This window comes from Bacillota bacterium, assembly GCA_030705925.1.
Taxonomy (GTDB): domain Bacteria; phylum Bacillota; class Clostridia; order Oscillospirales; family Feifaniaceae; genus JAUZPM01.
Genome location: JAUZPM010000032.1, coordinates 1 through 23,217, shown reverse-complemented (window position 1 = coordinate 23,217; position 23,217 = coordinate 1). Strand labels below are relative to the sequence as shown.

The window sequence follows — 23,217 nt, the reverse complement described above, 5'->3', positions numbered from 1 at the left end:
GGGAATATGGTGGTTATAATTGCCGCTCTGCTTTTCGGCGGGGTTCAAGGCGGGCTTGCCGGTGCGGTAGGCATGGGTTTAAACGATCTTTTTAACGGTTATGCAGATACTGCGCTAAAAACAGTTATCCTTAAATTTGGAATCGGTATTGTAGTCGGACTTGTAGCTTCAAGAGGGACACGTAAAGATGCAAAGTCGCCAGCGAAATACACCGGAATTTTATCAGCAATATTTATAGCAGCCGGTGCTGTGGTATTTGCTGTTATATCAACAGTCGGTCAGCAGATAAAAGTTGAAGGGTCTGATAAACCACTTGTTTTGGTAAGTCTTCTATATATATTCTGCTTCGTACTAGGTATAATACTTGCAGTTGCAGCAGCTTATTCAAGGAAACTGACCGTAGAACTTCAATATGTCGTACTCGGAGCGACGATGGGTATAGTTTTCAATCTGTTTGGAGAATTTGTTTTTGGGGCTATCTGGAAGATGCTTGCAGGCAGTCAGTTTGTCCCTGCAGTAATTGCATCTGTTATTAGCATTCCATCAACATTAATCAATGGAACTGCATCTGTTATAGGCGCAGTACTTCTATATCTTCCATTAAAAAAGGCGGTTTCGCGTATCCGCTGAATTAAAAGAGGAAAAATATATGGCTGACGAGTCCATGGTAAGCGCTAAGAACGTTACGGTGAAATACGATAAAAACGTAATACTTGATAATGTCAGCATAGACATTAAAAAGGGCGGTATGATCGGGTTTCTGGGACCTTCGGGGGCAGGGAAGACGACGCTCATCAAAGCGATGATCGGCATGAAAGAGGCGGCTGGAAGCGTCTATATAGACGGCGAGGCTATGCCCTCACTTTCAGTCACCTCGCAGATAGGGTATATGGCTCAGCAGGATGCGCTCTATGAGGATCTTACCGGGCTTGACAACGTCCTGTTTTTCGAGGCGCTTTATGGACTGCGCGGCAAAGAGGCAAAAAGCCGGGCGGCTGAGGTGCTTGAACTTGTGAATTTGTCGGGAGACGCGAAAAAGCGTGTAAAATATTATTCCGGCGGGATGAGGCGGAGGCTTTCTCTTGCGGTTGCGCTTGCGCATAAGCCTAAGCTTCTTTTTCTTGACGAACCGACGGTCGGCATAGATCCTGTTTTAAAAAAGGTATTCTGGGAGGAATTCCACCGACTTAAAGAAGAAGGCGCGACAATAGTCATAACCACCCATGTTATGGACGAGGCTTACCGATGCGACAGGCTTGCCCTTATACGAGACGGCGGCATAATAGCCGATGGCACACCCGTTGAACTCATGGTCAGGGCAGGGGCTCAGAGCCTTGAAGAGGCATTTTTGTTTTACAGCGGGGAGGGACGTAAAGAATGAACAGTTTCACCGTTGCTAAACGTATCGTCAAACAGATAGCCGGAGACAAAAGAACGCTTGCACTGTTATTCATAGCGCCTATTGCCGTTCTTTACCTGCTTAGTTTAATAATAAACAACCCGTCTTATACGCCTACTGTTGCAGTTTACAATGTTTCATCAGAAGTTGTCGATGCGCTGAAAACGGAAGCGCAGGTTTACACCGTTAATGATATCGATTCGGCAAAAGAGGATGTAAAAAACAGAAAAACAGACGCCTATATCGACGGGACGAACGGTCTTGAAATTACAGTCGAGGGAACGGACACGTCGGTCACGGCCTCAGTCAAGAAAGCGGTATCAGCCGCACTTGCTGACGTTTCAAAAGATACGCTTGATAAACTCAAATCAAAACTGCCGGGTTTGCCGGAAACAAAGCTTTCTCCGACCTTCAAATATATTTACGGATCGGACAGCTTGACTATGTTCGACACCTTCGCGGCAATATTCATGGGCTTTTTCATATTCTTTTTTGTTTTTCTTATAGCAGGCATTGCGTTTTTGCGTGAGAAAATAAGCGGGACGCTTGAGCGGCTCGTTGCAACTCCGATAAAGCGGATAGAAATCGTAATGGGTTATTTTCTGGGGTTCGGATTATACGTAGTGCTTCAGACGCTCGTCATACAGGTGTTTACGATAAACGTGCTGGGCGTCGCCATGCAAGGAAACTTCTTCTTGGTACTGCTTACAAACCTGCTGCTTGCAGGGGGTTCGCTTGCATTGGGAACGCTGCTCTCCGCCTTTGCTAGAAACGAATTTCAGATCATTCAGTTCATTCCGATTGTGGTTGTGCCGCAGATATTGTTTTCGGGCATTCTGTCTCTCAAAGGGCTGCCTCAGCCGCTTATCATCCTCTCAAAGCTGTTTCCATTGACTTACGCCGCCGACGCTTTGACGGGCGTCGTGATTCGGGGCAGTTCATTTGGCGATATCGCCTTCGATCTTCTGATATTATTGGGGTTTGCAATACTATTCATTGTGCTGAATTCACTTGCTTTAAAACGATACAGAAAAATATAATTATAAGGGGCTGCTACAAAACTTTCGTTTTGCAACAGCCCCTTTATTATTTAAATACCACTTGAACTAAGAACATATAAAGCGCTGTCCCGCCGAAAATGCTCAGAAGATTGCTTCGCTTCCAAATATGTAAGGCGACGACGACAACTCCCGCGATAAGTTCCGGCAGTCCGTAGGGGTAGGACATTGGAGTCACATTTTTAAGACAATATACTATAAGCATTGCAATAATCGCTGTAGGCATTACTTTTCCGAGATACAGCACGATTTTGGGGGTAGCCCGCCGGTCGAACAGGATAAAAGGCAATGCCCTTGTTGATATAGTAATTATTGAGATGATTGCAATGATTATAAGCGCCTGAGATGTCGGTATTGTTGGCACAGCCTAATCCTCCTTTTCTTTCGCCGGTTCTAATGCATACAGAACGTCAAGCTTTTTGCTGAAAGAAAGCAGGATGACCGTCATTGCTATCATTGCCGGAATAAGCATATTGTTTGCTCCGAAAAGGATGAGGGCCGCCGCTGCGCATCCGCCGCCTATAAATGCGGAAGCGTGCGATTTACTTGTCAGCCACTGTTCGGTTGCAATGACTATGAAAAGCGCCGTCATTGCAAAATCGACGCCCTTGATATTAAAATTAATAAGCGAACCAGCAAGCGCCCCGATAACACCGCCGGTTATCCAATAGCAGTGATCGAGCAGGGCAATCGCGAAGTAATATATTTGTTCGTTAATACCCTCCGGCGCTTTTGCAGAGGATAACAAAGCATATGTTTCGTCGGTGAGGGCAAAGATCATATAAAATTTTTTCCTGCCGACTTTTTTAAATTTTTCAATTAGAGAAAGACCGTAGACAATATGCCTTGCCTGAACCAGAAAAGTCATTATTGCTACTTCAATATATCCTGCGCCCCGATGCAGAAGATCGACTGCGACATATTGCATCGAGCCCGCATAGATCACAATACTCATCATAGCGGCCCATAAAAAATCATATCCGATTGACTGAATCATCAAGCCAAATGCTATCCCGATGGACAGGTAACCAAGCATTACGGGTATGGTTGTTACAAAAGCAGCTGAAAATGCACGCCTTACCATTACCACAACTCCCAAACTATACTATTTTTAAATGATAGTACATTCAAAGACGGTGTGTCAATAAAAAATTCTGTCTAAGTGATTGACAACTATAACAACTGATGCTATCATAAACGTATGAACAATTATTCATACGTTTGCGAAAGGCGTGAAGATATGCAGAATTATTTAGAGGAAAACAAGATCAATAAGATTATGGATGAAATGCCCGATGAGGAGGAGCTGTACGACCTTGCAGAGCTTTTCAAGGTTTTTGGCGATTCGACCCGGATACGTATAATCCAGACATTGTTTTTATCTGAGATGGCGGTCGGCGAGATGGCGGCGGCGCTTCAGATGACCCAGTCGGCGATCTCCCATCAGCTTCGCGTTTTGAAACAGGCTAAGCTTGTAAAATACCGCAAGGTCGGAAAAGTGGCATACTACTCTCTTTCCGACGATCACGTAAAACAGATATTCGATCAGGGGCTTAGCCACATACAGGAATAGAAGGAGGGGCAACATGTTGGAATCAAAGGAGGAGACCTGCGTAATTCACCAGCACTGCGGGTGCAGCGCGTGCGCCTGCGAATTGGAACCCGAAGAAGAGAAGGACGAGGGACAGGATAAAAAGGAATTTCTTACGCTCTGCATATCGGCAGTATTGTTTCTTACCGCGATGGTTTTAAAGCCGTATTATAGTTTTCACCTGCCGGTTTTTCTTGCTTTATATATAGTCACAGGCGCTGAGCCGATAATCAATATGACGAAAAGCATAAGAAGAGGGAACCTTTTCGATGAAAATACGCTGATGGTGGTTGCCACGATAGGTGCGTTTGCGACAGGCGAATATGCAGAGGGCGTTGCCATCATGCTGTTCTACCGAGTCGGCGAATATCTGCAGGAGGCAGCGGTGCGCCGTTCGAGAAAGTCGATAAAGTCGCTCGTGAGCCTTAAGCCAGACTACGCGAATATTATGGAAAACGGAAAAATGGTAAGGGTTGATCCCGAAAACGTGCAGGTGGGGGATATAATAATAGTAAACCCCGGCGAAAAGGTGCCGCTTGACGGAAGGGTGGTCAAAGGGATTTCTAACCTCAACACCTCTGCGCTTACCGGCGAATCTCTCCCGGCTCCCGTTTCGGAAGGGGACGGGATATACGCCGGAAGCCTGAACATAGACGGGGTAATCGAGGTCGAGGTCACAAAGCCGTTTGCCGAATCGACTGTTTCAAAAATAATGGAGCTTGTCGAAAACGCGAGCCGCAAAAAGGCGCCGCAGGAAAAATTTATTACAAAATTTGCCCGTTTCTATACTCCGGCAGTCGTAGGTGTCGCCGCCCTCATTGCTTTTGCGGCGCCACTCTTCGATAATTTTGATTTTGGCACATGGATATACAGGGCGCTCGTATTTCTGGTCGTGTCATGTCCCTGCGCGCTAGTCATTTCCATTCCGCTCGGATTCTTCGGCGGGGTCGGGGCGGCGGCAAGGAGAGGCGTTTTGGTAAAGGGCAGCACTTATCTAGACAGTCTGCGCATGGTTAAAACCGTTGTTTTCGATAAGACGGGAACGCTTACGACCGGCAGCTTTACAATAGACAAAATAATTTCCGATGGCATGGAGAGCGGCGAGCTTTTGTTTTATGCGGCGGCTGCCGAAAGCCATTCATCCCACCCTGTCGCAAAGGCTATAGCGGCGGGTTACGGCAAGGAGATACAGGAGGATGCAGTCGAAAATATAGCCGAGGTGCCGGGGTGCGGTGTCAGGGCGACGGTAAACGGAAGACAGGTCGCCGCTGGCAACAAAAGGCTTATTTCGGGTATACCGGAGGGCGTTTTAAACGAAAAAATGCCGGCAACGACAGTTTTTGTTTCCGTTGACGGGGTATACTGTGGTAGAATAGATATTAAAGACACAATAAAAAGCAATGCTGAAAAGACGATAGAAGAGCTTAAAAGCGCAGGGATAGACGTTGTGATGCTTACAGGCGACAACGGACATACAGCGGCCGAGGTGGCAGCAAAGCTTGGTATAACAAGGTTTTACCACTCGCTGCTTCCACAGGGTAAGGTGCAAAAGCTTGAAGAAGAAAAGAATTCGGCAAATGGTCTTGTCGCTTTTGTCGGCGACGGTATCAACGACACGCCGGTTCTGGCGGCTGCCGATGTCGGGATTGCGATGGGCGCGCTCGGCTCGGACAGTGCAATCGAGGCCGCGGACATCGTGATAATGGACGATGATATCTCAAGGATCAACACCGCTGTCAAAACAGGCAGGAGAACTATTCATATCATCAATCAGAATATTTATCTCGCACTCGGCGTGAAACTGCTTGTGATGCTGCTGAGCGTATTTGGAGATGCAAGCATGTGGGCAGCGGTATTTGCCGACGTGGGAGTTGCGCTTATCGCTATCCTGAATTCTATGCGTCTAATTTGGAAAAGGAGTAACTGATGAATCTCAAGACGGACTTGACAAAAAAAGGTTTTCTGCCCATGACAAGGCGAGAGCTCGATGAAAAAGGAATAAAACAGCCCGATTTTATATGTGTAACGGGGGATGCGTACGTCGACCATCCCTCGTTCGGTTTTGCTATCATAACCCGTGTGCTGGAAGCGGCGGGGTACAGCGTCGCCGTTTTGGCGCAGCCGAATATGCATGACGAAAAAAACAGTTTTACGCAGCTAGAAATGCCGAAATACGGCTTTTTTGTAACAGGCGGCAATATAGACTCGATGGTCGCCCATTACAGCGTTTCAAAGCACAAAAGAAGAGAGGACTCGTATTCCCCCGGCGGTAAAACGGGCAAGCGCCCTGACCGTGCCGTAACGGCATATTGCAAGGCTTTAAGAAAATACTATCCGAATGTCCCGATTGTGATAGGCGGGCTTGAGGCTTCGCTTCGCCGTTTTGCGCATTATGACTACTGGGCGGATTCCCTGATGCCGTCTGTGCTTATCGACAGCGGCGCGGATATTTTGATTTACGGCATGGGCGAACTTCAGACTGTCGAAATCGCGGACAGGCTTTCAAAGGGCGATGTTTCAAGCATCACTGACGTGCGCGGCACATGTGTACGTGTGAAAAAGCGTGATGAAGAGGGTATTGTCTGCCCATCCCTTGAAGAGGTCACCTCTTCAAAACGAAGCTATGCCGAAAGCGTTAAGATTCAGTATCAGGAGCAGGACCCGGTCACAGGAAAAGTGATCTATCAAAAGCACGGAGATATATTTGTTAAGCAGAACAAGCCGATGCCTCCCCTTACGACAGAGCAGTTCGACGCTGTTTATGAGCTTCCGTTTATGAACACCTACCATCCGTCCTACGAAAAAGATGGCGGCGTTCCGGCAATAGAAGAAGTTGAATTTTCCATGATTCACAACCGCGGCTGTTTTGGCGCATGCAATTTCTGCGCGCTGACCTTCCATCAGGGCAGGAGAGTGACGAGCCGCAGCAAGCAGTCCTTAGTCGACGAAGCGGTAAGGATGACGAAAAATCCCCGGTTCAAGGGATATATCCACGACGTCGGCGGTCCGACGGCGAATTTCAGACATTCGGCGTGCAAAAAGCAGGAGACCCTTGGCGCCTGCAAGGACAAAAGATGCCTCGCTCCCGTGCCGTGTAAGGCGCTTGAGGTCGACCATTCGGAATATCTTGATATTCTAAAGACTTTAAGAGAACTGCCTAAGGTCAAAAAGGTGTTTATACGAAGCGGGATAAGATTTGATTATCTCATGCTTGATAAAGACAATGAATTTTTCAGAGAGCTGGTTAAAAATCATATAAGCGGTCAGCTCAAAGTGGCGCCCGAGCATGTTCGCAAAAACGTGCTAAATGCTATGGGGAAGCCGCCTGTCGACGTGTTCGACCATTTCTGCGAGCTGTATACGAAATTCAACCGTGAATATAAAAAAGACCAGTATCTAGTACCATACCTCATGTCTTCGCATCCGGGCAGTACACTTGAAGATGCGCTTGCCCTTGCGCTTTATTTAAAACGCACAGGGCTTCGCCCAGAGCAGGTACAGGATTTTTACCCGACGCCTGGAACAATATCGACATGCATGTTTTACACCGGCATTGATCCAATAACCGGAAAGCATATATACGTTCCGAAAAACCCGAAGGAAAAGGAGATGCAGCGCGCCCTCCTGCAGTATTACAGGCCGTCAAACTATTCGCTTGTTAGAGAGGCTCTTAAAAAGATCGGCAGAGACGATCTGATAGGATATGGTCAGAACATGCTGGTTCCGCCATCCGGGGCGGCACGGCAGCATCCCCATCAGAATCCCCACCAAAACGGGCAAAGACGTATTAAACGAAGATAAAGTAAAGGGGAGCATATGACTCCCCTTTTTAATTATGAAAAACGCGTGCCCTCAATATGTATATATCTTCGCTGTTTGACACTGTAGGTAGAAAGCGGGCGGTAATCGCTGTCGTCTGTATGCGTCGCTATTAGTATATTGTCAGGGCTTGGAACTATGCCCCGCTCGACGACAAGCAGGCTGTGCTCATAAGTGACCCCATCAAAGGAAAGCTGAATAATATCGCCTATTTCGATCTTGTCGATCGGAACGCCTTTGCCGAACGGACCTCGTCCACTGGTGCGGGTCAGAAAATTATACAAAAACTGCACCCCTGTCCACGCGGGCGCGCGGTTGGTGGGACTTATGTAATACCAGCCGTAGGTCGGGGCGTAGTTCATCGGTGCGCCGCCGGCATGTATGCACTGAGATATGAAATTTGTGCAGTCGCCGCCTATGCCGGTGAAACTGAAATAATTAGGGTTGCGCGAAAACGCCCAATTGTGCGCGTATTCCACCGCTTTTTCACGGTCATAAAACATTATAAATTCCCCCCCCCTTTCTCTAAGTTTATGAAAGAGAAGAGTGGGGAATTACTTTATGTTGCAAAAAACTTATATACAGCGGACTCATTGTATTTTTCTGCATAAAATATTATAATAAACCTAAGAAAAGGAGATTTGATTTATGTTTATTTTGATAGATTCTGAGATTGCAGCAGACCGGGAGGTTTGTGCTGCGTAGAAGCCACACCCTCCCAAAAGATAAAAAAATTTTTTAGGAGGATATCAATTGGATTTAACAATAAAAAATTTGGGTCTTCAGGACAGATTCGCACAAGAGGCTTCATTGTACGGCGGCCTTTTCCTCGCAAGGATAGTTTCACAGTCTAAAGACCTCTATAGAGCCGTGACCGAAAAGGGTGAGGTGTTTGCACAAGTTTCGGGCAAATTAAGGTATGAAGCACAGGATCTTAGCGATTTTCCGGCGGTGGGCGATTTTGTAATGCTTGACAGGGAGTGTGGCGAATCTGGCAATGCCGTCATTTTGCATGTGCTGAGGAGAAAAACGGTTTTCGAGCGGAAAGCCGCCGGAACCGCTCTGGATGTGCAGGTAGTTGCCGCTAATATAGACGTGGTTTTTATTTGCATGTCTCTAAATAATGATTTTAACCTGCGCCGCCTCGAGCGCTATATTTCGATTGCGTGGGACAGCAGAGCTTTGCCTGTCGTCATCCTTACAAAGTCTGATCTCTGCGCCGATTCAGAGGATAAAATATCAAAGGTCTTGTGCTCGGCACCGGGTGTGGATGTATTGACCGTGTCAGCGCTGACGGCGGATGGCCTAGAGCCTTTAAAAAGCTATATGAAACCGGGTGCGACGATCGCCTTTATCGGGTCGTCGGGCGTTGGAAAGTCAACGATAATAAACCATCTATCGGGCGGTGAGGTCGTGACAACCGGTGAGATCGGATCAAACGACAAGGGCAGGCATACGACTACGCAAAGACAGCTATTGCTGCTTCCCGGCGGCTGTATCGTTATCGATACACCGGGCATGCGTGAGCTTGGCGTCGAAAGCGCCGATCTCGGGAAGGCTTTTACAGACATCGAAACGCTTTCGGCAAAATGCAGGTTTAAAGACTGCTCGCACCAAAGCGAACCGGGATGTGCCGTCAAGGCCGCAATTGAGGCTGGAAATTTGTCGGAGGAGAGGCTTGGCAATTACCTCAAACTCAAAAAAGAGGTTAAGTATGACCGGCTTAACTCAAGACAGATAGAAAATGAAAAGATAAACTCGATGTTCAGCGGCAAAAATGAGATGAAAAAGATGAGAAAAATCGCAAAGGATAAAAATAACAGAAGACATTATTGATCGCATGAATGTCCTATAATGGCAAGCTATAAAAAAAGCAGGGTTTTATCCCTGCTTTTTACTTATAATTTTTTCACCTTTGCATTGCGTGAACCTTGCAGGATTCCATCTCTGAAACCTGTTCAAAAACCCTTTTGAATATTTCAATCGCTTCGTCAAGCTGATCTTTCGTGTGCGTCGCAGTATAGCTCGTGCGAAGCAGGCATTCCCCCTCGGGAACAGCCGGCGCTATTACCGGATTTACATATACGCCTTCGTTTAGTAGCATGTGATCTATAATAAATGTCCGTTTTGTTTCGTATGTCATAACTGGGATGATTGCAGTATCTGAGTTGCCTATAGGAATGCCGGCTTCTCTGAATTTTGCACGCATATAGTCACCATTTGCCTTAAGATGTTCGACACGTTCAGGTTCCTCCCGCAGGATTTCAAGTGCTTTGAGCGCGGTCGCGCAGGAAGCCGGAGTGATGGAAGCACTGAATATGAATGGGCGTGAATTATGTTTGACATAGTGCGCGACGGTTTCGGATGTAGCCATGTACCCGCCGAGGCTTGCAAGCGATTTTGAAAAGGTGCCCATTATGATATCGACTTCTTTTTCAAGCCCGTAGTAATTTGCGGTGCCCCTTCCGTTTTTGCCGATCATGCCAAGCCCGTGCGCGTCATCAACCATGACCCGTGCGCCGTAAGCCCTTGCAAGTTCAACAATAGCGGGCAGCTTTGCGATATCTCCGCCCATTGAGAAAACGCCATCGGTAACTATCAGTTTACCGGCGCCGTCTGGGACTGATTCGAGTTTGCTTTTTAAATCATCCATATCGCTGTGACGATATTTCAAAGTCTTTGCAAATGCAAGACGGCAGCCGTCAACGATACTGGCGTGATTTTCTTTATCAGATATTATGTAATCATGCATGCCCGCGATGCATGAGATGATGCCTAAATTGGTCTGAAACCCGGTGCTGAATGTGATCACAGTTTCTTTATTAAGAAAGTCGGCAAGTTCACGCTCGAGTTTTGTATGAAGTGTCAAAGTGCCGTTTAAAAATCTTGAGCCGGAACATCCTGAACCGAAGCGCCTGAGTGCCTCGACGCCCGCCTCGATCACGCGTTCGTCGCTCGTAAGTCCCATGTAGTTGTTCGAACCGAGCATTATCGTCCTGTGCCCCTCCATGTCAACAACGCTGTCCTGACGGGAAGTTATTTCGTGAAAATAAGGATATAAACCTAAGTCTATCATTTCTTTTGCCGCAGTAAATTTTTCACATTTATCAAATAAATCCATTTTTTTCACCTCTAATTCGATACTATACCACAAGTGGAAAAAGAAGTAAATAAAATATATTCCGCTTATATCAAATATTCCCTTAAATCCGATAATATGTTATAATGAAAAAAATTGTAAAGACAGGGAAGAGTACATATGAAATATCCGTATGGCAAAACAGTATTTGTCACAGGAGGGTCGTCAGGGATAGGTGCCGCTTGCGCGAAAATGTTTGCGGAGAAGGGTTTTACGGTCTATGCAGGTGCACGTTCGGCGGGGAGAAGTGTCCAAAAGTTCGAAAGCGGCGGTGAGATAAGACCCGTCGTAATAGACGTTTGCGACGAAGGCTCGGTCAAAACGGCTGTGGACGCTATCATTAAAGAAACCAAAAACATAGGGATAGTCGTACACTGCGCGGGAATGGGCATTGCCGGTTCCGCCGAAGACACGCCGGACGATGCCGCCCACAGGCAGATGGAAGTGAATTATTTCGGTGTTATGCGGGTAAACAGGCAGATACTGCCCTATATGAGAAAGCAAAAAAACGGACTGGTAATATGTATTGGATCTGTCGCGGGCATTTTCCCGATTCCCTTTCAGTCGCATTATAGCTCAAGCAAGTTTGCGATAGAGGCTTATGCCAAGTCGCTCAGGATGGAGCTTTCGGGTTTCGGGGTTAAAGTCTCTGTTATAGAGCCGGGCGATACTCACACCGGCTTTACCGATGCGAGACGGTACGAGCTTCCGGAAGGGTCGCCTTATAATGATATTTGCAAAAGCGCTGTCGCAAAGATGGAAACGGACGAGAGAAAGGGCAGGTCGCCCGATTCTGTCGCCAAAGTTGCTCTAGGTATTGCAGAGCGGATAAACCCGCCAGTTTTCAGAGTGGTTGGGTTTGATTATAAACTGCTCGTGTTTCTGCGCAGACTGCTGCCCGAGGGGCTTATTCTATTCATGCTCAGAAAGATGTATATGCGCTAAATAAATAATATGCTATATTTTTAAAGGGCACCTTTTCAGGTTTCAACAGCTGACAGACGCTCGAAAAGGACAGTCAGACGAAGAACAGGCGCACGTCGCTTTATGCAGATACAGCAGGGCGCCTGTTCTGAAGTAAGCAAAAGTGCTCCCCCCCGTAAGGGGGGGCTTGCGCCATTTTGCGTTTATGAACCGTAACCTGAAGATCACGTTTAAAGACCTGATACTTCCATGGTGCCTAATCACCTATATGTAATCGCTTTTGCGGTGACTGTACTTTTTCGACAGTCTGAGGGCGCCTTTATCAGGCGCCCTTTGTCTTTCTTGTTTTCTTCGGTTTGTTCTGCTCGATGCTTGCCTTAAGCGCATCCATAAGGTTTATGACATTGTTAGGCGCATCCGCTTTGACAGGGACTACTTCTTTTCCGGCAATCTTTTTTTCAAGCAGTTCGCGCAGCTTTTCCTGGTATTCGTCTTTGTACTGGGAAGGGTCAAAGGGCGTGTCCATAGAGCTTATAAGCGTTTTCGCCATATTCAGCTCTGCGTCGGAAATGCTCGGACGTGTATATGCCTTCTGAAGCGCTTTTACCTCATCCTCGTAGTACATCGTGGTAAGCAATATGCCCTCTTCACGGGGGATTATCGCAAGCAGGGTTTCCTTTGTACCGATAACAGTCTTGCCGATAGCGATCTTCTGCTCGGACATCAGAGCCTCGCGCAGCAGCTCGAATGCTTTGTCTCCGCCGGCTTCCGGAAATGCCTGATATGTCCTGTCATAGAACACTGGGGATATCTGATTCAGGTTTGCAAAGTGAAGTATCTGAATAGACTTGTCCTTTTCAGTTTTGATCTTTTCAAGGTCGTCGTCAGTCACCACAACATAATTGTCCTTATCGTATTGATAACCCTTGACGATATCGTTTTGATTTATCTCCTTGCCGCAGTGGGCGCAGACTTTTTTATAGCGGATGCGGGAGTTGTCCTCCTTGTGGAGCTGGTTGAAGCTGATGTCATTGTCCTGAGTCGCCGTATACATGGAAACGGGTATCGCCACAAGCCCGAAAGCTATCACGGATTTAAATGCAACTGCCATAATGATGCTAAACCTCTTTTACACACTTTTTCTTTATTTTTCCCAATTCTATCGATTTTTTTAAAGCTATAAAAAATTTATATGATGTTGTTATTGCGGGATGTGTGTGATAAAATATTCATTAATATACCTTGGGAGGAAAAAGAATGCTCAGTGACGTGGAAATTGCTAGGGTTTGCGCAAAAAAACCCATTACGGAGATCGCTGAAAACGCCGGCCTTCTGCATGAAGAGCTCGAGCTTTACGGTGAATATAAGGCAAAGATCAAAGACAGCGCTTATGCGCGGCTTCAAAGCCGTCCCGACGCAAAACTCATACTTGTGACGGCTGTAAACCCAACCCCTGCCGGAGAGGGAAAAACGACAGTGACGGTCGGGCTTGGACAGGCTTTGAATAAACTTGAAAAGAAAACGGTGATCGCACTCAGAGAGCCGTCTCTCGGCCCTGTGTTCGGCATAAAAGGCGGGGCGGCCGGTGGCGGATACTCTCAAGTCGTTCCTATGGAGGATATAAACCTTCATTTCACAGGCGATATGCACGCAATAACCACGGCAAACAATCTTTTGTGCGCCATTGTCGACAACCATATCCAGCAGGGGAACGCACTTGACATCGACCCCCGCACCATTGTTTTCAAACGTGTGCTGGACATGAACGACAGGGAACTTAGAAATGTCGTCGTCGGTTTGGGCGGCAGGCTCAACGGCGTTCCGCGTGAGGATGGATTCACCATCACCGTCGCAAGCGAGGTGATGGCTGTTTTATGTCTGGCATCTGATCTTAAGGATCTTAAAAAAAGGCTCGGCAATATCCTTGTCGGGTATACTTATGATAAGAGACCCGTTTTCTGCAGAGACCTCAAAGTGAGCGGAGCGATGACGGCGGTGCTTAAAGACGCTATCAAGCCGAACATCGTTCAGACCATTGAACACACACCCTGCCTCATACACGGCGGCCCGTTTGCAAATATCGCTCACGGCTGCAACTCTGTCAGGGCAACAAAGCTTGCGATGAAGCTTGGCGATTACTGTGTCACGGAGGCGGGATTCGGGGCCGATCTCGGCGCTGAGAAGTTCCTTGATATAAAATGCCGTTTTGCGGGGCTGAAACCGAATGCGGTCGTTATTGTCGCCACTGTCCGCGCTCTTAAATACAACGGCGGGGTGAAAAAAGAAAATCTATCTGAGGAAAACATCACAGCGCTTAAAAAGGGAATAGTAAATCTAGAAAAACATATAGAAAATATCCAGAAATACGGCGTTCCGGCAGTCGTTGCGATAAACCGCTTCTATACGGATACTGACCCCGAGATAGATTTTATCAAAGCGTTTTGCAAAAGCAAAAATGCAAAATGCGAAGTTGCAGAAGTATTCGCTAAAGGTGGCGAGGGCGGAATCGATCTTGCAAAAGCTGTTATCAAAACGATCGAGGAAGTGCCGTCCAATTTCAGACCGCTTTACCCAGACGATCTTTCGATAAAAGAAAAGATCAATACGATTGTGCGTGAGATATATGGCGGCGAGCGTGTGGTTTTCGAGTCAAAAGCGGAAACCGCTATCAAACGGATAGAAGAGATGGGATTTTCCGGCATGCCGGTCTGCATGGCTAAAACGCAGTATTCACTCTCCGACGATCCGGCAAAGCTTGGGCGTCCGTCCGGCTTCACCGTTACTGTAAGGGACGTGCGTCTCTCCGCAGGCGCCGGTTTTGCAGTGGCTCTTACAGGAGATATTATGACGATGCCGGGGCTTCCCAAGGTGCCGGCTGCCGAAATGATAGACGTCGATGACGACGGAAACATTGTAGGAATATTTTGATTTTTGGAGGTCATGATGCAGACCATCATGTCAAACAGTCCGGCAGACACCGAAAAAGCCGGATATGAACTTGCAAAGACGCTTCACGGCGGGCAAACAGTCGCCCTTTTCGGCGATCTCGGCGCCGGAAAAACGGCATTTGTGCGCGGTTTTGCCAAGGCTGTCGCACCGGAGGCGTCGGTGACCAGCCCGACCTTTACTGTAATGCAGTATTATCCGGGAAACCCCGACCTTTACCATTTTGATATGTACAGGATAGACAGCTTTGAAGACCTGTACAACACTGGCTTTTTTGACTACCTTGAGGGGGACGGCATCTGCATTATTGAGTGGAGCGAAAAGATAGACTATGTCCTGCCTGACGAATATGTGAAGGTCACGATAGAGAAGACTAAAAACGAGCGTCAGAGGCTCATTACCGTCAAAGAGGAGAAAAAATGAAGATTCTTGCCTTTGAAACGTCCGCAAAAGCCGCAAGCGTCGCTATAACCGATGACGGCAAGCTTATAGGAGAATTTTATATAAATATAGGGCTTACGCACAGCGAAACGATGCTTCCGATGTGCGAGAAACTGCTTGGCACAGCCGGATATTCTTTAAGCGATATTGACACGATTGCCGTTGCGGCGGGGCCTGGCTCTTTTACGGGGATACGTATAGGGATTGCCGCGGTAAAGGGGCTTGCTTTTGGCAGAGATATAAAATGCGCTGCTGTATCAACACTTGAGGCGGCAGCATATAATGTGTCCACGTTTGACGGCTATATCGCCGCTGTGATGGACGCACGCTGCAATCAGGTGTACAATGCTGTCTTCACATGCCAAAACGGCAGGATCGAGCGGATAACGCCTGACAGGGCACTGCCAATAGCCGAGCTTGAGAAAGAAATAAAATTATATAAAAAACAGGTCATACTAGTTGGCGACGGGGCAGAATTGTGTTATAATGCATATCAAAAGTATGAGCATGTCCGCCTCAGCGCGCCGGCAGTCCGTTTTCAGCGGGCATCCTCAGTCGCTGCCGCGGCAGAGGAAGGGCCTTTTGTTACAGCCGAAGAGCTTGAAGCGTTTTACTTGAGGCTTCCACAGGCTGAGAGAGAGCTTATTTCCAGGCAAAAAAATAAGGAGGTAACGCCATGATAGCGATTGGCTGTGACCATGCGGGTTTTGAACTGAAACGTGCGGTCATAAAACATCTTGAGGAAAAAGGACTCAAAGTGAAGGATCTCGGCACATACAGCACCGATTCCTGCGACTATCCTGATATTGCTCTCGCTGTGGGCACTGCTGTTACAGACGGCACCTGTGAAAAGGGCATATTGGTCTGCGGAACGGGCATCGGCATGTCGATAGCGGCAAACAAGATAAAGGGCGTAAGGGCTGCCTGCTGCAGCGATACCTACAGCGCAAAACTTACGAGGATGCACAATAACGCCAATGTGCTATGCTTTGGCGCTAGGGTCGTTGGAGAAGGTTTGGCGCTCGAGATCGTTGATGCATATATTGGCACCGAGTTTGAGGGCGGAAAGCACCAGAGAAGGATCGATAAAATTTCAGCGCTTGAAAAATAATTAACATATAGGGAGAGTTGAAAATGAGTACACATATTATTGAACATCCTCTGATACAGCACAAACTGTCGATAATTAGAGACAAAAACACCGGTTCAAAGGAATTCCGCGAGGTCATTGAGGAAATAGCAATGCTGCTTTGCTACGAGGCTACTCGTGACATGCCCCTAAAAGAAGTTGAGATCGAGACACCTATTGCTATTGCTAAGACAAAGGTGATTGCCGGAAAGAAGCTTGCAGTCGTTCCGATCTTACGTGCCGGACTCGGAATGGTCGAGGGCATATTAAAGCTTGTTCCTGCCGCAAAGGTTGGGCATATCGGGCTTTACAGGGATCCTGAAACTTTTAAGGCTGTTGAATATTACTGTAAAATGCCAAGCGATATAAGTGAAAGGGATGTAATCATTCTTGATCCGATGCTTGCAACCGGTGGTTCCGCTTCAGCAGCTATCAATCTTATCAAGAGATATAACCCGAGAAGCATCAAGATGATGAACATAATCGCCGCTCCTGAAGGCATCGCAAAAATTGAAAAGGACCATCCGGATGTTGATATTTTCTGCTCGGCAAAGGATGAAAAACTTAATGATCACGCCTATATAATACCTGGTCTCGGTGATGCTGGAGACAGAATTTTTGGTACAAAATAAATAGTTAAACATAAAAAACGTCCATGCTCAAGCATGGGCGTTTCTTATAATAAGAGGTTTGCAAGTGGAATTGATACAGATATTAGGGTTTTTAGTTATTGTTTTATTTTACGGCAGCTACTTTGAGAAAATGTTGTCACAGCGCCGCCACGGCATAACAACAGACAGGATGGGTAGGGGAGAAAAGCCAAAACACACATTAAGAATAGAAGTTTTATTAAAAGTAATAACATTTACTATGACGGCTGTTCAACTATTAAGTATAATTGTAAATGCTAAATGGTTTCTACTTGCGTACAGCAACACTCTACGTTATGTCGGAATCGTGATAGCACTAAGCGGAGTAACTGTTTTTATTATTGCTATGATTACTATGCGTGAAAGCTGGCGTGCCGGAGTAGATTCATCGCAAAAAACTACATTAGTCAAAGATGGCATTTATAGATTCAGCCGCAATCCGGCTTTTTTGGGTTTTGATTTATTCTATATAGGGTTTACTGCCGCATTCAGCAATGCCCTTCAGATTTGTTTTCTGCTCTTATCTGTCACCGTACTTCATTTGCAGATAATCGAAGAGGAAAAGTTTCTTCCAACTGTTTTTGGTGAGGAATATATTAATTATAAGAGGAAGACAGGCAGGTATTTCTCTATTAAAGGCAGATAGTAGTATTTTAGTCTGATATATATGCAGGTGAGATCGTGTACTCAAGGCCACAACGCTGAATATATGGGGATGCCAGGACATAAAGATCGGTTGCGTGGCTTTCAAACTCAAACAGCATTTGCGCTTCCATGCACATTTCGTTGACATCTGCGGGCTTGGTAAGTATAGGGATAGATGATTTTATGGAAGAAAGTATTTCTCGTCCTTTATTATTCATCGCAAGAACACGGGCATATGGAGCAGACTGAATGGAAAATTTTTTGCTTAGCCCAAGGAATGCGGAAATTACTAGTCTGCGGATTCGGCTTAAAGGATAACGTTTGGTTTTTACAGACATGCATATTTCTTCTACAGATACACATTGTTTAATAAAGTTCATCAGGCGCTGTTCAATGCCCTCACTAAGATCAGGCAGTTTTTGAAAGTCATAATCAGACATTGTGCGCAGTTTTGCAAGTATTGCCTTATTCATCCATTCAAGAAGATAAGGTGCTCTTCCAGCTTCTATTTCATTTTTTAAAAGTTCGAATTGTCTATCAGTCATATAACTGCGAAGTTCATCAAAACGACCGCCTTTTATTTCATCTCTCATAAAAGATGCTGAAACGTAACCCTCTTTCTCGATTGGGTCATGGTGGCCTGAACCAATACGCTGTATCGTAAATGGCTGGATCTTTGATTTGATTTTTTTAAGAGCTTTGATATACTCAACCGCAAGAACATTGTTGGGGGTATTCAATACATCAGACAGTTCATGCCCCATTGTTTTTTCATAAGCACGTGAAACTGCCTTAGGGAAACTTGCTCCCTCGTCTAAAAAACCTCGGATAGCTTTTGATAAAACCGGAGTTTCAGATAAATCAGCGATAAGCTTTAGCATTGTAAGATTTCCAATCTCACTGCCGAAACTGAGTTCGTCAACGCAATTAAGATTGTTCAGTAAAGTTACAGCACCGCGGGCAAATGTTTCAGCAGAAGCCATAGCATATGGGGTTGGAAGCTCAAGCACGAGGTCAGCACCTCCATAAACGGCGAGTTTGGCTCTTGTCCATTTATCAAAAACAGCAATATCCCCACGCTGAACATAATTGCCGCTCATTAAAGAAATTATATGGGTAGCGCCGTTTTCCCTTGTCTTTTGTATATGATAAGCATGACCGCTGTGAAACGGGTTATATTCACATATTACAGCAGAGATTTTCATAAAATTTACTCCAAAAACACATAATATTGTCCAGAAATACTTGATTAAACATCAAATTATGAGGTATAATTTTTAATTGGTTATATTATAATACAAGAATTGAACGATTGGAAGGGAAAAAATGAAGATATTGGTTATTAATGCCGGAAGTTCGTCGCTCAAATATCAATTAATAGATATGACGGATGAGAGCGTTCTTGCCAAAGGCAACTGTGATAGGATAGGCATTGACGGACTTTTGAAACACAAATCTGCAAAAGCAGAGTTTGTTAAGGAGTTCAGTATGCCTAATCATTCAACAGCTGTCCGCAAGGTAATTGAAGTTATTACCGATAAAGAAATCGGTTGTATAAGCTCTCTTGATGAAATTTCAGCTGTAGGACATCGAATTGTACATGGCGGCGAGCATTTTAAAGAGGCAAAGCTTGTTAATGAAGCTGTTATTGATGAAATTGCAGAGTGCGGCAAGTTAGCACCTTTACACAATGTACACAGTGTGTCGGGAATTAGGGCTTGCATGGAGGTTCTCCCAAATGTGCCTCATGTAGTTGTTTTTGATACAGCATTCCACCAGACAATGCCACCAGAGGCTTATATGTATGGTGTGCCGTATGATTACTATAAAAAATATGCAATACGCAAATACGGCTTCCACGGAACTTCTCATAGATTTGTTACCCAGCGTGCCGCTGCAATGCTTGGAAAAGATGTTAATGATGTCAACCTTATTACATGCCATCTTGGAAACGGCTCATCAATAACGGCTGTAAAAAACGGCAAATGTATTGATACAACGATGGGATTTACTCCTCTCGATGGTCTTATGATGGGCAGCCGCTGCGGTGCAATGGATCCTGCCGTCGTTACTTATATTGAAAGAATCGAAGGCAAGACCAGTAAAGAGATGGACATGTTCATGAATAAAGAGTGCGGAGTTCTTGGTATAAGCGGTGTTTCAAGTGACTTCCGCGATATTGACGATGCGGTAGCTGAAGGAAATGAACGTGCAAAGCTTGCGCTTGATATGTTTATTTATCAGATCAAAAAGTATATAGGAAGTTTTATGTATATCCTCGGGAAGATCGATGGTATAGTGTTCACAGCCGGGGTTGGTGAAAACAATCCAGAACTTCGCCAAGAGGTGCTTAAGGGACTTCAAAACATTCATATAGATTCTAAACTTAATAACATACACGGAAAAGAGACGATAATATCCACGCCGGATTCAGCATTTAAGATAATGGTTATCCCGACGAATGAGGAATGTATGATTGCCAGGGACACCAAGCAGCTTGTTGAATCACTTAAAAAATAATCAAAAAAGAGAGGGGTTTGCCTCTCTTTTTTTTAATGGATTGTGCAAGGATTAGGTGTCGTGTTCAACGACATCTCTCTCCCGAAACAGCAACGAAACACACCAGACTCCGGCAAGCCCGACAAGAGTGAATATCACACGGCTGATTGCCGCGCCCTGCCCTCCGAATATCCAACCTACGATGTCAAAATTGAATATTCCAATGCTGCCCCAATTTATTGCACCAATGATAACGAGTAACAGTGCAAACCTGTCCATAAACTAACCTCCGTTACGCTTTAAGCTTAAAGCAATTTTGGATTTGTCGATCGCGTAAAGCCGCGAATCGAAATAAATAAGAGAGAGAATTACTTCTCTCTCTTATTATTACCTGTTTTAATGCTTTTAATTATTTTAAGCCTGGAAAATTCTTCCCTGTCTTTTTCTTCAAGCGCTTCGGTTATAAATTTTACTATATCCGAATATTGAGGGATTATTATATCATGAAGGGCATTTGCACGTTTTTGCGTTTTTTTAACATTATAAGCAAGTCGATAAATACTGTTTTCAATCTCTGCAAGCCTTAAAATCAATTCTTTTACTCGCAAAAATGAAATAAAAGCTTTATCAAAACGTGAATTTGTGTATTCAAAACCATAAAAAGGTTTTGGAGTTAAATCAGGTTTAGCGATAATGGGAAGTGCTGTTCCCATTACGCTTCTGTATTTTACGTTGACCGTATCATCTACAGGATACGATAAAGATATATCATATATTGTGTCGACGCCCATAGTTATATTGGCCTGCGACAGAGCAAAGTATGCATCAGCAAAAGTTGAGTCGATTTCAGCCTGAATTTCTTTTGCCTTGCCCATCAGCGCCATCATTTCCATGATCATGACATTGCGCTTTTTATCAAGCAGTTCATAACCAAGTTTTGCCAGCGAAAATGAACGCTTGATATTCATTAAGTTGCCCTTTGTAGGAAAAACATTTACATTCATAAAATGATCCCTTACTTTTTATGATAAAACTTTTTGAGCGTATCTGAATCGACACGGTCAAGCTCTGACTCAGGCAGTTCAGAGAGGATATCCCAAGCAAGGTTAAGAGTCTGGTCAAGTGAACGGTTTTCCGTTCTGCCCTGCTGCAAAAATTCACTTTCAAAGCGTTTGCCGAAAGCTATATATTGTTTATCTGTGGCAGAAAGTTCATCTTCACCGATAACTGAAGCAAGAGAACGAGCATCTTGAACCTTTGAATAGGACGCGAAGAGTTGATTTGCAACAGACGGATGATCTTCACGAGTATAACCTTTACCAATGCCATCTTTCATAAGGCGTGATAGGGAAGGAAGGACGGCGATAGGAGGATAAATTCCCTGCTGGAAAAGCGCACGGTCAAAAACGATCTGTCCCTCAGTAATATAGCCTGTAAGATCCGGGATAGGATGGGTTATATCATCGTTTGGCATTGTAAGAATAGGAATTTGCGTGACGGATCCGGTCGAAGATGACACCATGCCAGCTCTCTCATAAAGAGACGCAAAATCGGAATAAAGATAACCCGGAAATCCTTTTCTTCCAGGGATTTCGTTCTTCGAAGAAGAAAGTTCACGCAACGCTTCAGCATAGGCTGTTATATCTGTAAGTACGACAAGAATATGCATATTAAGCTCAAACGCAAGATATTCAGCTGCTGTTAAAGCACACCGAGGCGCAATTATACGCTCGATGATAGGGTCGTTTGACAGGTTTAAGAACATTACAACCCTTTGCATAACGCCGCTTTCTTCAAAAGCTTTTTTAAAGTAATCCGCAACGTCATTTTTGACACCCATTGCAGCAAAAACAACAGCAAATTCACTGCCTTCTTCTTCGGCAATCTTAGCCTGATGAACTATTTGAACAGCCAATTGATTGTGAGGCAAACCGCTTCCAGAAAATATGGGCAGTTTCTGCCCGCGGATTAGTGTTGACAATCCATCGATAACTGAAACGCCTGTATGGATATAGTTTCGCGGATAGACACGAGAAACTGGATTCAGCGGAAGACCGTTGATATTACGCTTTGTTTCAGCATAAACAGCAGGAAGATTATCTATCGGCTCACCTACGCCGTTAAAAACACGGCCGAGAATTTCCTTAGAAAGCGGAAGCTCCATCGGGTGCCCGGTAAACTTAACCCTAGAATTATCAAGAGCTATATTTTTCGTACCTTTGAATACCTGTAAAACAGCCCTGCCGCCGCCGATCTCGGCAACTTTGGCAAGACGTTTTTCTCCATTATCAAGAACAAGTTCAGCAACCTCATCAAAAAATACGTTCTCAACGCCGTCAAGAACGACGAGGGGCCCGTTTATGTCCTTAAGTCTTATATATTCTACTGACATGTCAACCCCTCCTTAAAAAGTATTCTCTTCTATTATTTTCTTGACTGTTTCTTTTATTTCAAGACGAAGCGCTTCAAATTCCTGCATATTTTCTGATGGAATGTCGTATTTCATACGGATAAGCTTATCATATATACCAGTGTCAGCAAGGAGAGACAAAGGTATCGATTTTTGAATTATCAAACTGGCTTTGTCATAAAAATAGATAATAAGTTTCATCATAAGGAATTGCTTTGGCAAAGGAACATAGGTATCCTGAGCATTATAGGCGTTTTGCTGCAGATAGCCAAGGCGTATTATACGAGCTGTTTCTATTATAAGACGCTGACTGTCAGGAAGAACGTCGGCACCGATAAGCTTAACTATTTCCATAAGCCTTGTTTCCTCAGTGAGTATAGTTGTCATGCGCTCACGGAGTTTTAGAAAATCGAAGTCAACGTTCTGCTCGTACCATTCGCTAAGATCATCGACATAGTCGCTGTAGCTGGTTGTCCAGTTTATTGCAGGGTAATGTCTTGAATAGGCTAGCGAACGGTCAAGTGCCAAAAATGTTCTGATATAGCGCTTTGTATTTTGAGTTACCGG

Annotated in this window: 25 protein-coding genes; 15 read left to right on the top strand and 10 right to left on the bottom strand. The window is 45.2% G+C overall.

Annotation, left to right across the window (positions count from 1 at the left end):
• The 3 genes from Q8865_06465 to Q8865_06455 all read left to right on the top strand — a co-directional run.
• Positions 1-630 (top strand): ECF transporter S component (locus Q8865_06465; GenBank protein MDP4153064.1); only part of this gene is annotated, 630 nt, incomplete at its 5' end.
• Between the two features lie 19 nt (positions 631-649).
• Positions 650-1,381 carry an ABC transporter ATP-binding protein gene (locus Q8865_06460; protein ID MDP4153063.1) on the top strand — a complete coding sequence of 244 codons (732 nt, stop codon included), beginning with the start codon at positions 650-652 and terminating at the stop codon, positions 1,379-1,381.
• Positions 1,378-2,439 (top strand): ABC transporter permease, encoded by a 1,062-nt coding sequence (locus tag Q8865_06455; protein MDP4153062.1) that lies wholly within the window; start codon positions 1,378-1,380, stop codon positions 2,437-2,439. The genes Q8865_06460 and Q8865_06455 overlap by 4 nt, the downstream gene beginning before the upstream one ends.
• A gap of 46 nt (positions 2,440-2,485) precedes the next feature.
• Here Q8865_06455 and Q8865_06450 read toward each other — a convergent pair whose 3' ends face one another.
• Together Q8865_06450 and Q8865_06445 are read right to left on the bottom strand one after the other, a co-directional pair.
• Positions 2,486-2,821 (bottom strand): AzlD domain-containing protein, encoded by a 336-nt coding sequence (locus tag Q8865_06450; GenBank protein ID MDP4153061.1) that lies wholly within the window; start codon positions 2,819-2,821, stop codon positions 2,486-2,488.
• A 3-nt stretch (positions 2,822-2,824) separates the two neighbouring features.
• Positions 2,825-3,541, bottom strand: coding sequence for an AzlC family ABC transporter permease (locus Q8865_06445; GenBank protein ID MDP4153060.1), 717 nt, complete (start codon positions 3,539-3,541; stop codon positions 2,825-2,827).
• 117 nt (positions 3,542-3,658) lie between these two features.
• Between Q8865_06445 and Q8865_06440 the strand changes: the two genes are divergently transcribed.
• From Q8865_06440 to Q8865_06430, 3 genes are read left to right on the top strand one after another with little or no spacing between them, the layout of a single operon-like run.
• Entirely contained in the window at positions 3,659-4,030 is a 372-nt protein-coding gene (locus Q8865_06440) for a metalloregulator ArsR/SmtB family transcription factor (GenBank protein MDP4153059.1), read from the top strand.
• A 13-nt stretch (positions 4,031-4,043) separates the two neighbouring features.
• Positions 4,044-5,975 carry a heavy metal translocating P-type ATPase gene (locus Q8865_06435; protein MDP4153058.1) on the top strand — a complete coding sequence of 644 codons (1,932 nt, stop codon included), beginning with the start codon at positions 4,044-4,046 and terminating at the stop codon, positions 5,973-5,975.
• Positions 5,975-7,849 (top strand): YgiQ family radical SAM protein, encoded by a 1,875-nt coding sequence (locus Q8865_06430; GenBank protein MDP4153057.1) that lies wholly within the window; start codon positions 5,975-5,977, stop codon positions 7,847-7,849. The genes Q8865_06435 and Q8865_06430 overlap by 1 nt, the downstream gene beginning before the upstream one ends.
• Positions 7,850-7,881: 32 nt before the next feature.
• Here Q8865_06430 and Q8865_06425 read toward each other — a convergent pair whose 3' ends face one another.
• Positions 7,882-8,370: an amidase domain-containing protein gene (locus Q8865_06425; protein ID MDP4153056.1), complete on the bottom strand. Its 489-nt coding sequence runs from the start codon at positions 8,368-8,370 to the stop codon at positions 7,882-7,884.
• A gap of 250 nt (positions 8,371-8,620) precedes the next feature.
• On the opposite strand from Q8865_06425, the gene rsgA reads away from it, so the two are divergent.
• Complete coding sequence (rsgA, locus tag Q8865_06420) at positions 8,621-9,703, top strand: ribosome small subunit-dependent GTPase A (protein MDP4153055.1); 1,083 nt, start codon at positions 8,621-8,623, stop codon at positions 9,701-9,703.
• Between the two features lie 73 nt (positions 9,704-9,776).
• Here the strand turns inward: rsgA and Q8865_06415 are convergent, their stop codons facing one another.
• Entirely contained in the window at positions 9,777-10,988 is a 1,212-nt protein-coding gene (locus Q8865_06415; GenBank protein ID MDP4153054.1) for an aminotransferase class I/II-fold pyridoxal phosphate-dependent enzyme, read from the bottom strand.
• Positions 10,989-11,126: 138 nt separating this feature from the next.
• Here Q8865_06415 and Q8865_06410 point away from each other — a divergent pair, with 138 nt between their 5' ends.
• On the top strand, positions 11,127-11,951 hold the full coding sequence (locus Q8865_06410; protein ID MDP4153053.1) for an SDR family oxidoreductase: 825 nt from the start codon (positions 11,127-11,129) through the stop codon (positions 11,949-11,951).
• A 301-nt stretch (positions 11,952-12,252) separates the two neighbouring features.
• Here the strand turns inward: Q8865_06410 and Q8865_06405 are convergent, their stop codons facing one another.
• A complete protein-coding gene (locus tag Q8865_06405; protein MDP4153052.1) occupies positions 12,253-13,041 on the bottom strand; it encodes a Ku protein in 789 nt (262 codons plus the stop codon).
• Positions 13,042-13,187: 146 nt separating this feature from the next.
• Between Q8865_06405 and Q8865_06400 the strand changes: the two genes are divergently transcribed.
• From Q8865_06400 to Q8865_06375, 6 genes are all read left to right on the top strand, one after another.
• A complete protein-coding gene (locus tag Q8865_06400; protein MDP4153051.1) occupies positions 13,188-14,858 on the top strand; it encodes a formate--tetrahydrofolate ligase in 1,671 nt (556 codons plus the stop codon).
• Positions 14,859-14,873: 15 nt separating this feature from the next.
• Positions 14,874-15,299 carry a tRNA (adenosine(37)-N6)-threonylcarbamoyltransferase complex ATPase subunit type 1 TsaE gene (gene tsaE, locus Q8865_06395; GenBank protein MDP4153050.1) on the top strand — a complete coding sequence of 142 codons (426 nt, stop codon included), beginning with the start codon at positions 14,874-14,876 and terminating at the stop codon, positions 15,297-15,299.
• Entirely contained in the window at positions 15,296-15,997 is a 702-nt protein-coding gene (gene tsaB, locus Q8865_06390; GenBank protein ID MDP4153049.1) for a tRNA (adenosine(37)-N6)-threonylcarbamoyltransferase complex dimerization subunit type 1 TsaB, read from the top strand. Before tsaE ends, tsaB begins: the two co-directional genes overlap by 4 nt.
• On the top strand, positions 15,994-16,428 hold the full coding sequence (gene rpiB, locus Q8865_06385; GenBank protein MDP4153048.1) for a ribose 5-phosphate isomerase B: 435 nt from the start codon (positions 15,994-15,996) through the stop codon (positions 16,426-16,428). Before tsaB ends, rpiB begins: the two co-directional genes overlap by 4 nt.
• Before the next feature lie 23 nt (positions 16,429-16,451).
• The gene (gene upp / locus Q8865_06380; protein MDP4153047.1) at positions 16,452-17,078 is read left to right on the top strand and encodes a uracil phosphoribosyltransferase; all 627 of its coding nucleotides are present in this window, start codon (positions 16,452-16,454) and stop codon (positions 17,076-17,078) included.
• Positions 17,079-17,142: 64 nt separating this feature from the next.
• A complete protein-coding gene (locus Q8865_06375) occupies positions 17,143-17,742 on the top strand; it encodes an isoprenylcysteine carboxylmethyltransferase family protein (GenBank protein MDP4153046.1) in 600 nt (199 codons plus the stop codon).
• 7 nt (positions 17,743-17,749) lie between these two features.
• Here Q8865_06375 and Q8865_06370 read toward each other — a convergent pair whose 3' ends face one another.
• A complete protein-coding gene (locus Q8865_06370) occupies positions 17,750-18,946 on the bottom strand; it encodes a nucleotidyltransferase family protein (GenBank protein ID MDP4153045.1) in 1,197 nt (398 codons plus the stop codon).
• A 121-nt stretch (positions 18,947-19,067) separates the two neighbouring features.
• On the opposite strand from Q8865_06370, the gene Q8865_06365 reads away from it, so the two are divergent.
• Complete coding sequence (locus tag Q8865_06365) at positions 19,068-20,261, top strand: acetate kinase (protein MDP4153044.1); 1,194 nt, start codon at positions 19,068-19,070, stop codon at positions 20,259-20,261.
• Positions 20,262-20,312: 51 nt separating this feature from the next.
• On the opposite strand, the gene Q8865_06360 is transcribed toward Q8865_06365, so the two are convergent.
• The 4 genes from Q8865_06360 to Q8865_06345 form a co-directional block, all read right to left on the bottom strand.
• On the bottom strand, positions 20,313-20,519 hold the full coding sequence (locus Q8865_06360; GenBank protein ID MDP4153043.1) for a DUF378 domain-containing protein: 207 nt from the start codon (positions 20,517-20,519) through the stop codon (positions 20,313-20,315).
• 89 nt (positions 20,520-20,608) lie between these two features.
• Positions 20,609-21,244 (bottom strand): V-type ATP synthase subunit D, encoded by a 636-nt coding sequence (locus Q8865_06355; protein ID MDP4153042.1) that lies wholly within the window; start codon positions 21,242-21,244, stop codon positions 20,609-20,611.
• Positions 21,245-21,255: 11 nt separating this feature from the next.
• Complete coding sequence (locus tag Q8865_06350) at positions 21,256-22,632, bottom strand: V-type ATP synthase subunit B (protein ID MDP4153041.1); 1,377 nt, start codon at positions 22,630-22,632, stop codon at positions 21,256-21,258.
• Positions 22,633-22,644: 12 nt separating this feature from the next.
• Positions 22,645-23,217: V-type ATP synthase subunit A (locus Q8865_06345; GenBank protein ID MDP4153040.1), on the bottom strand; the 573-nt coding region annotated here is incomplete at its 5' end.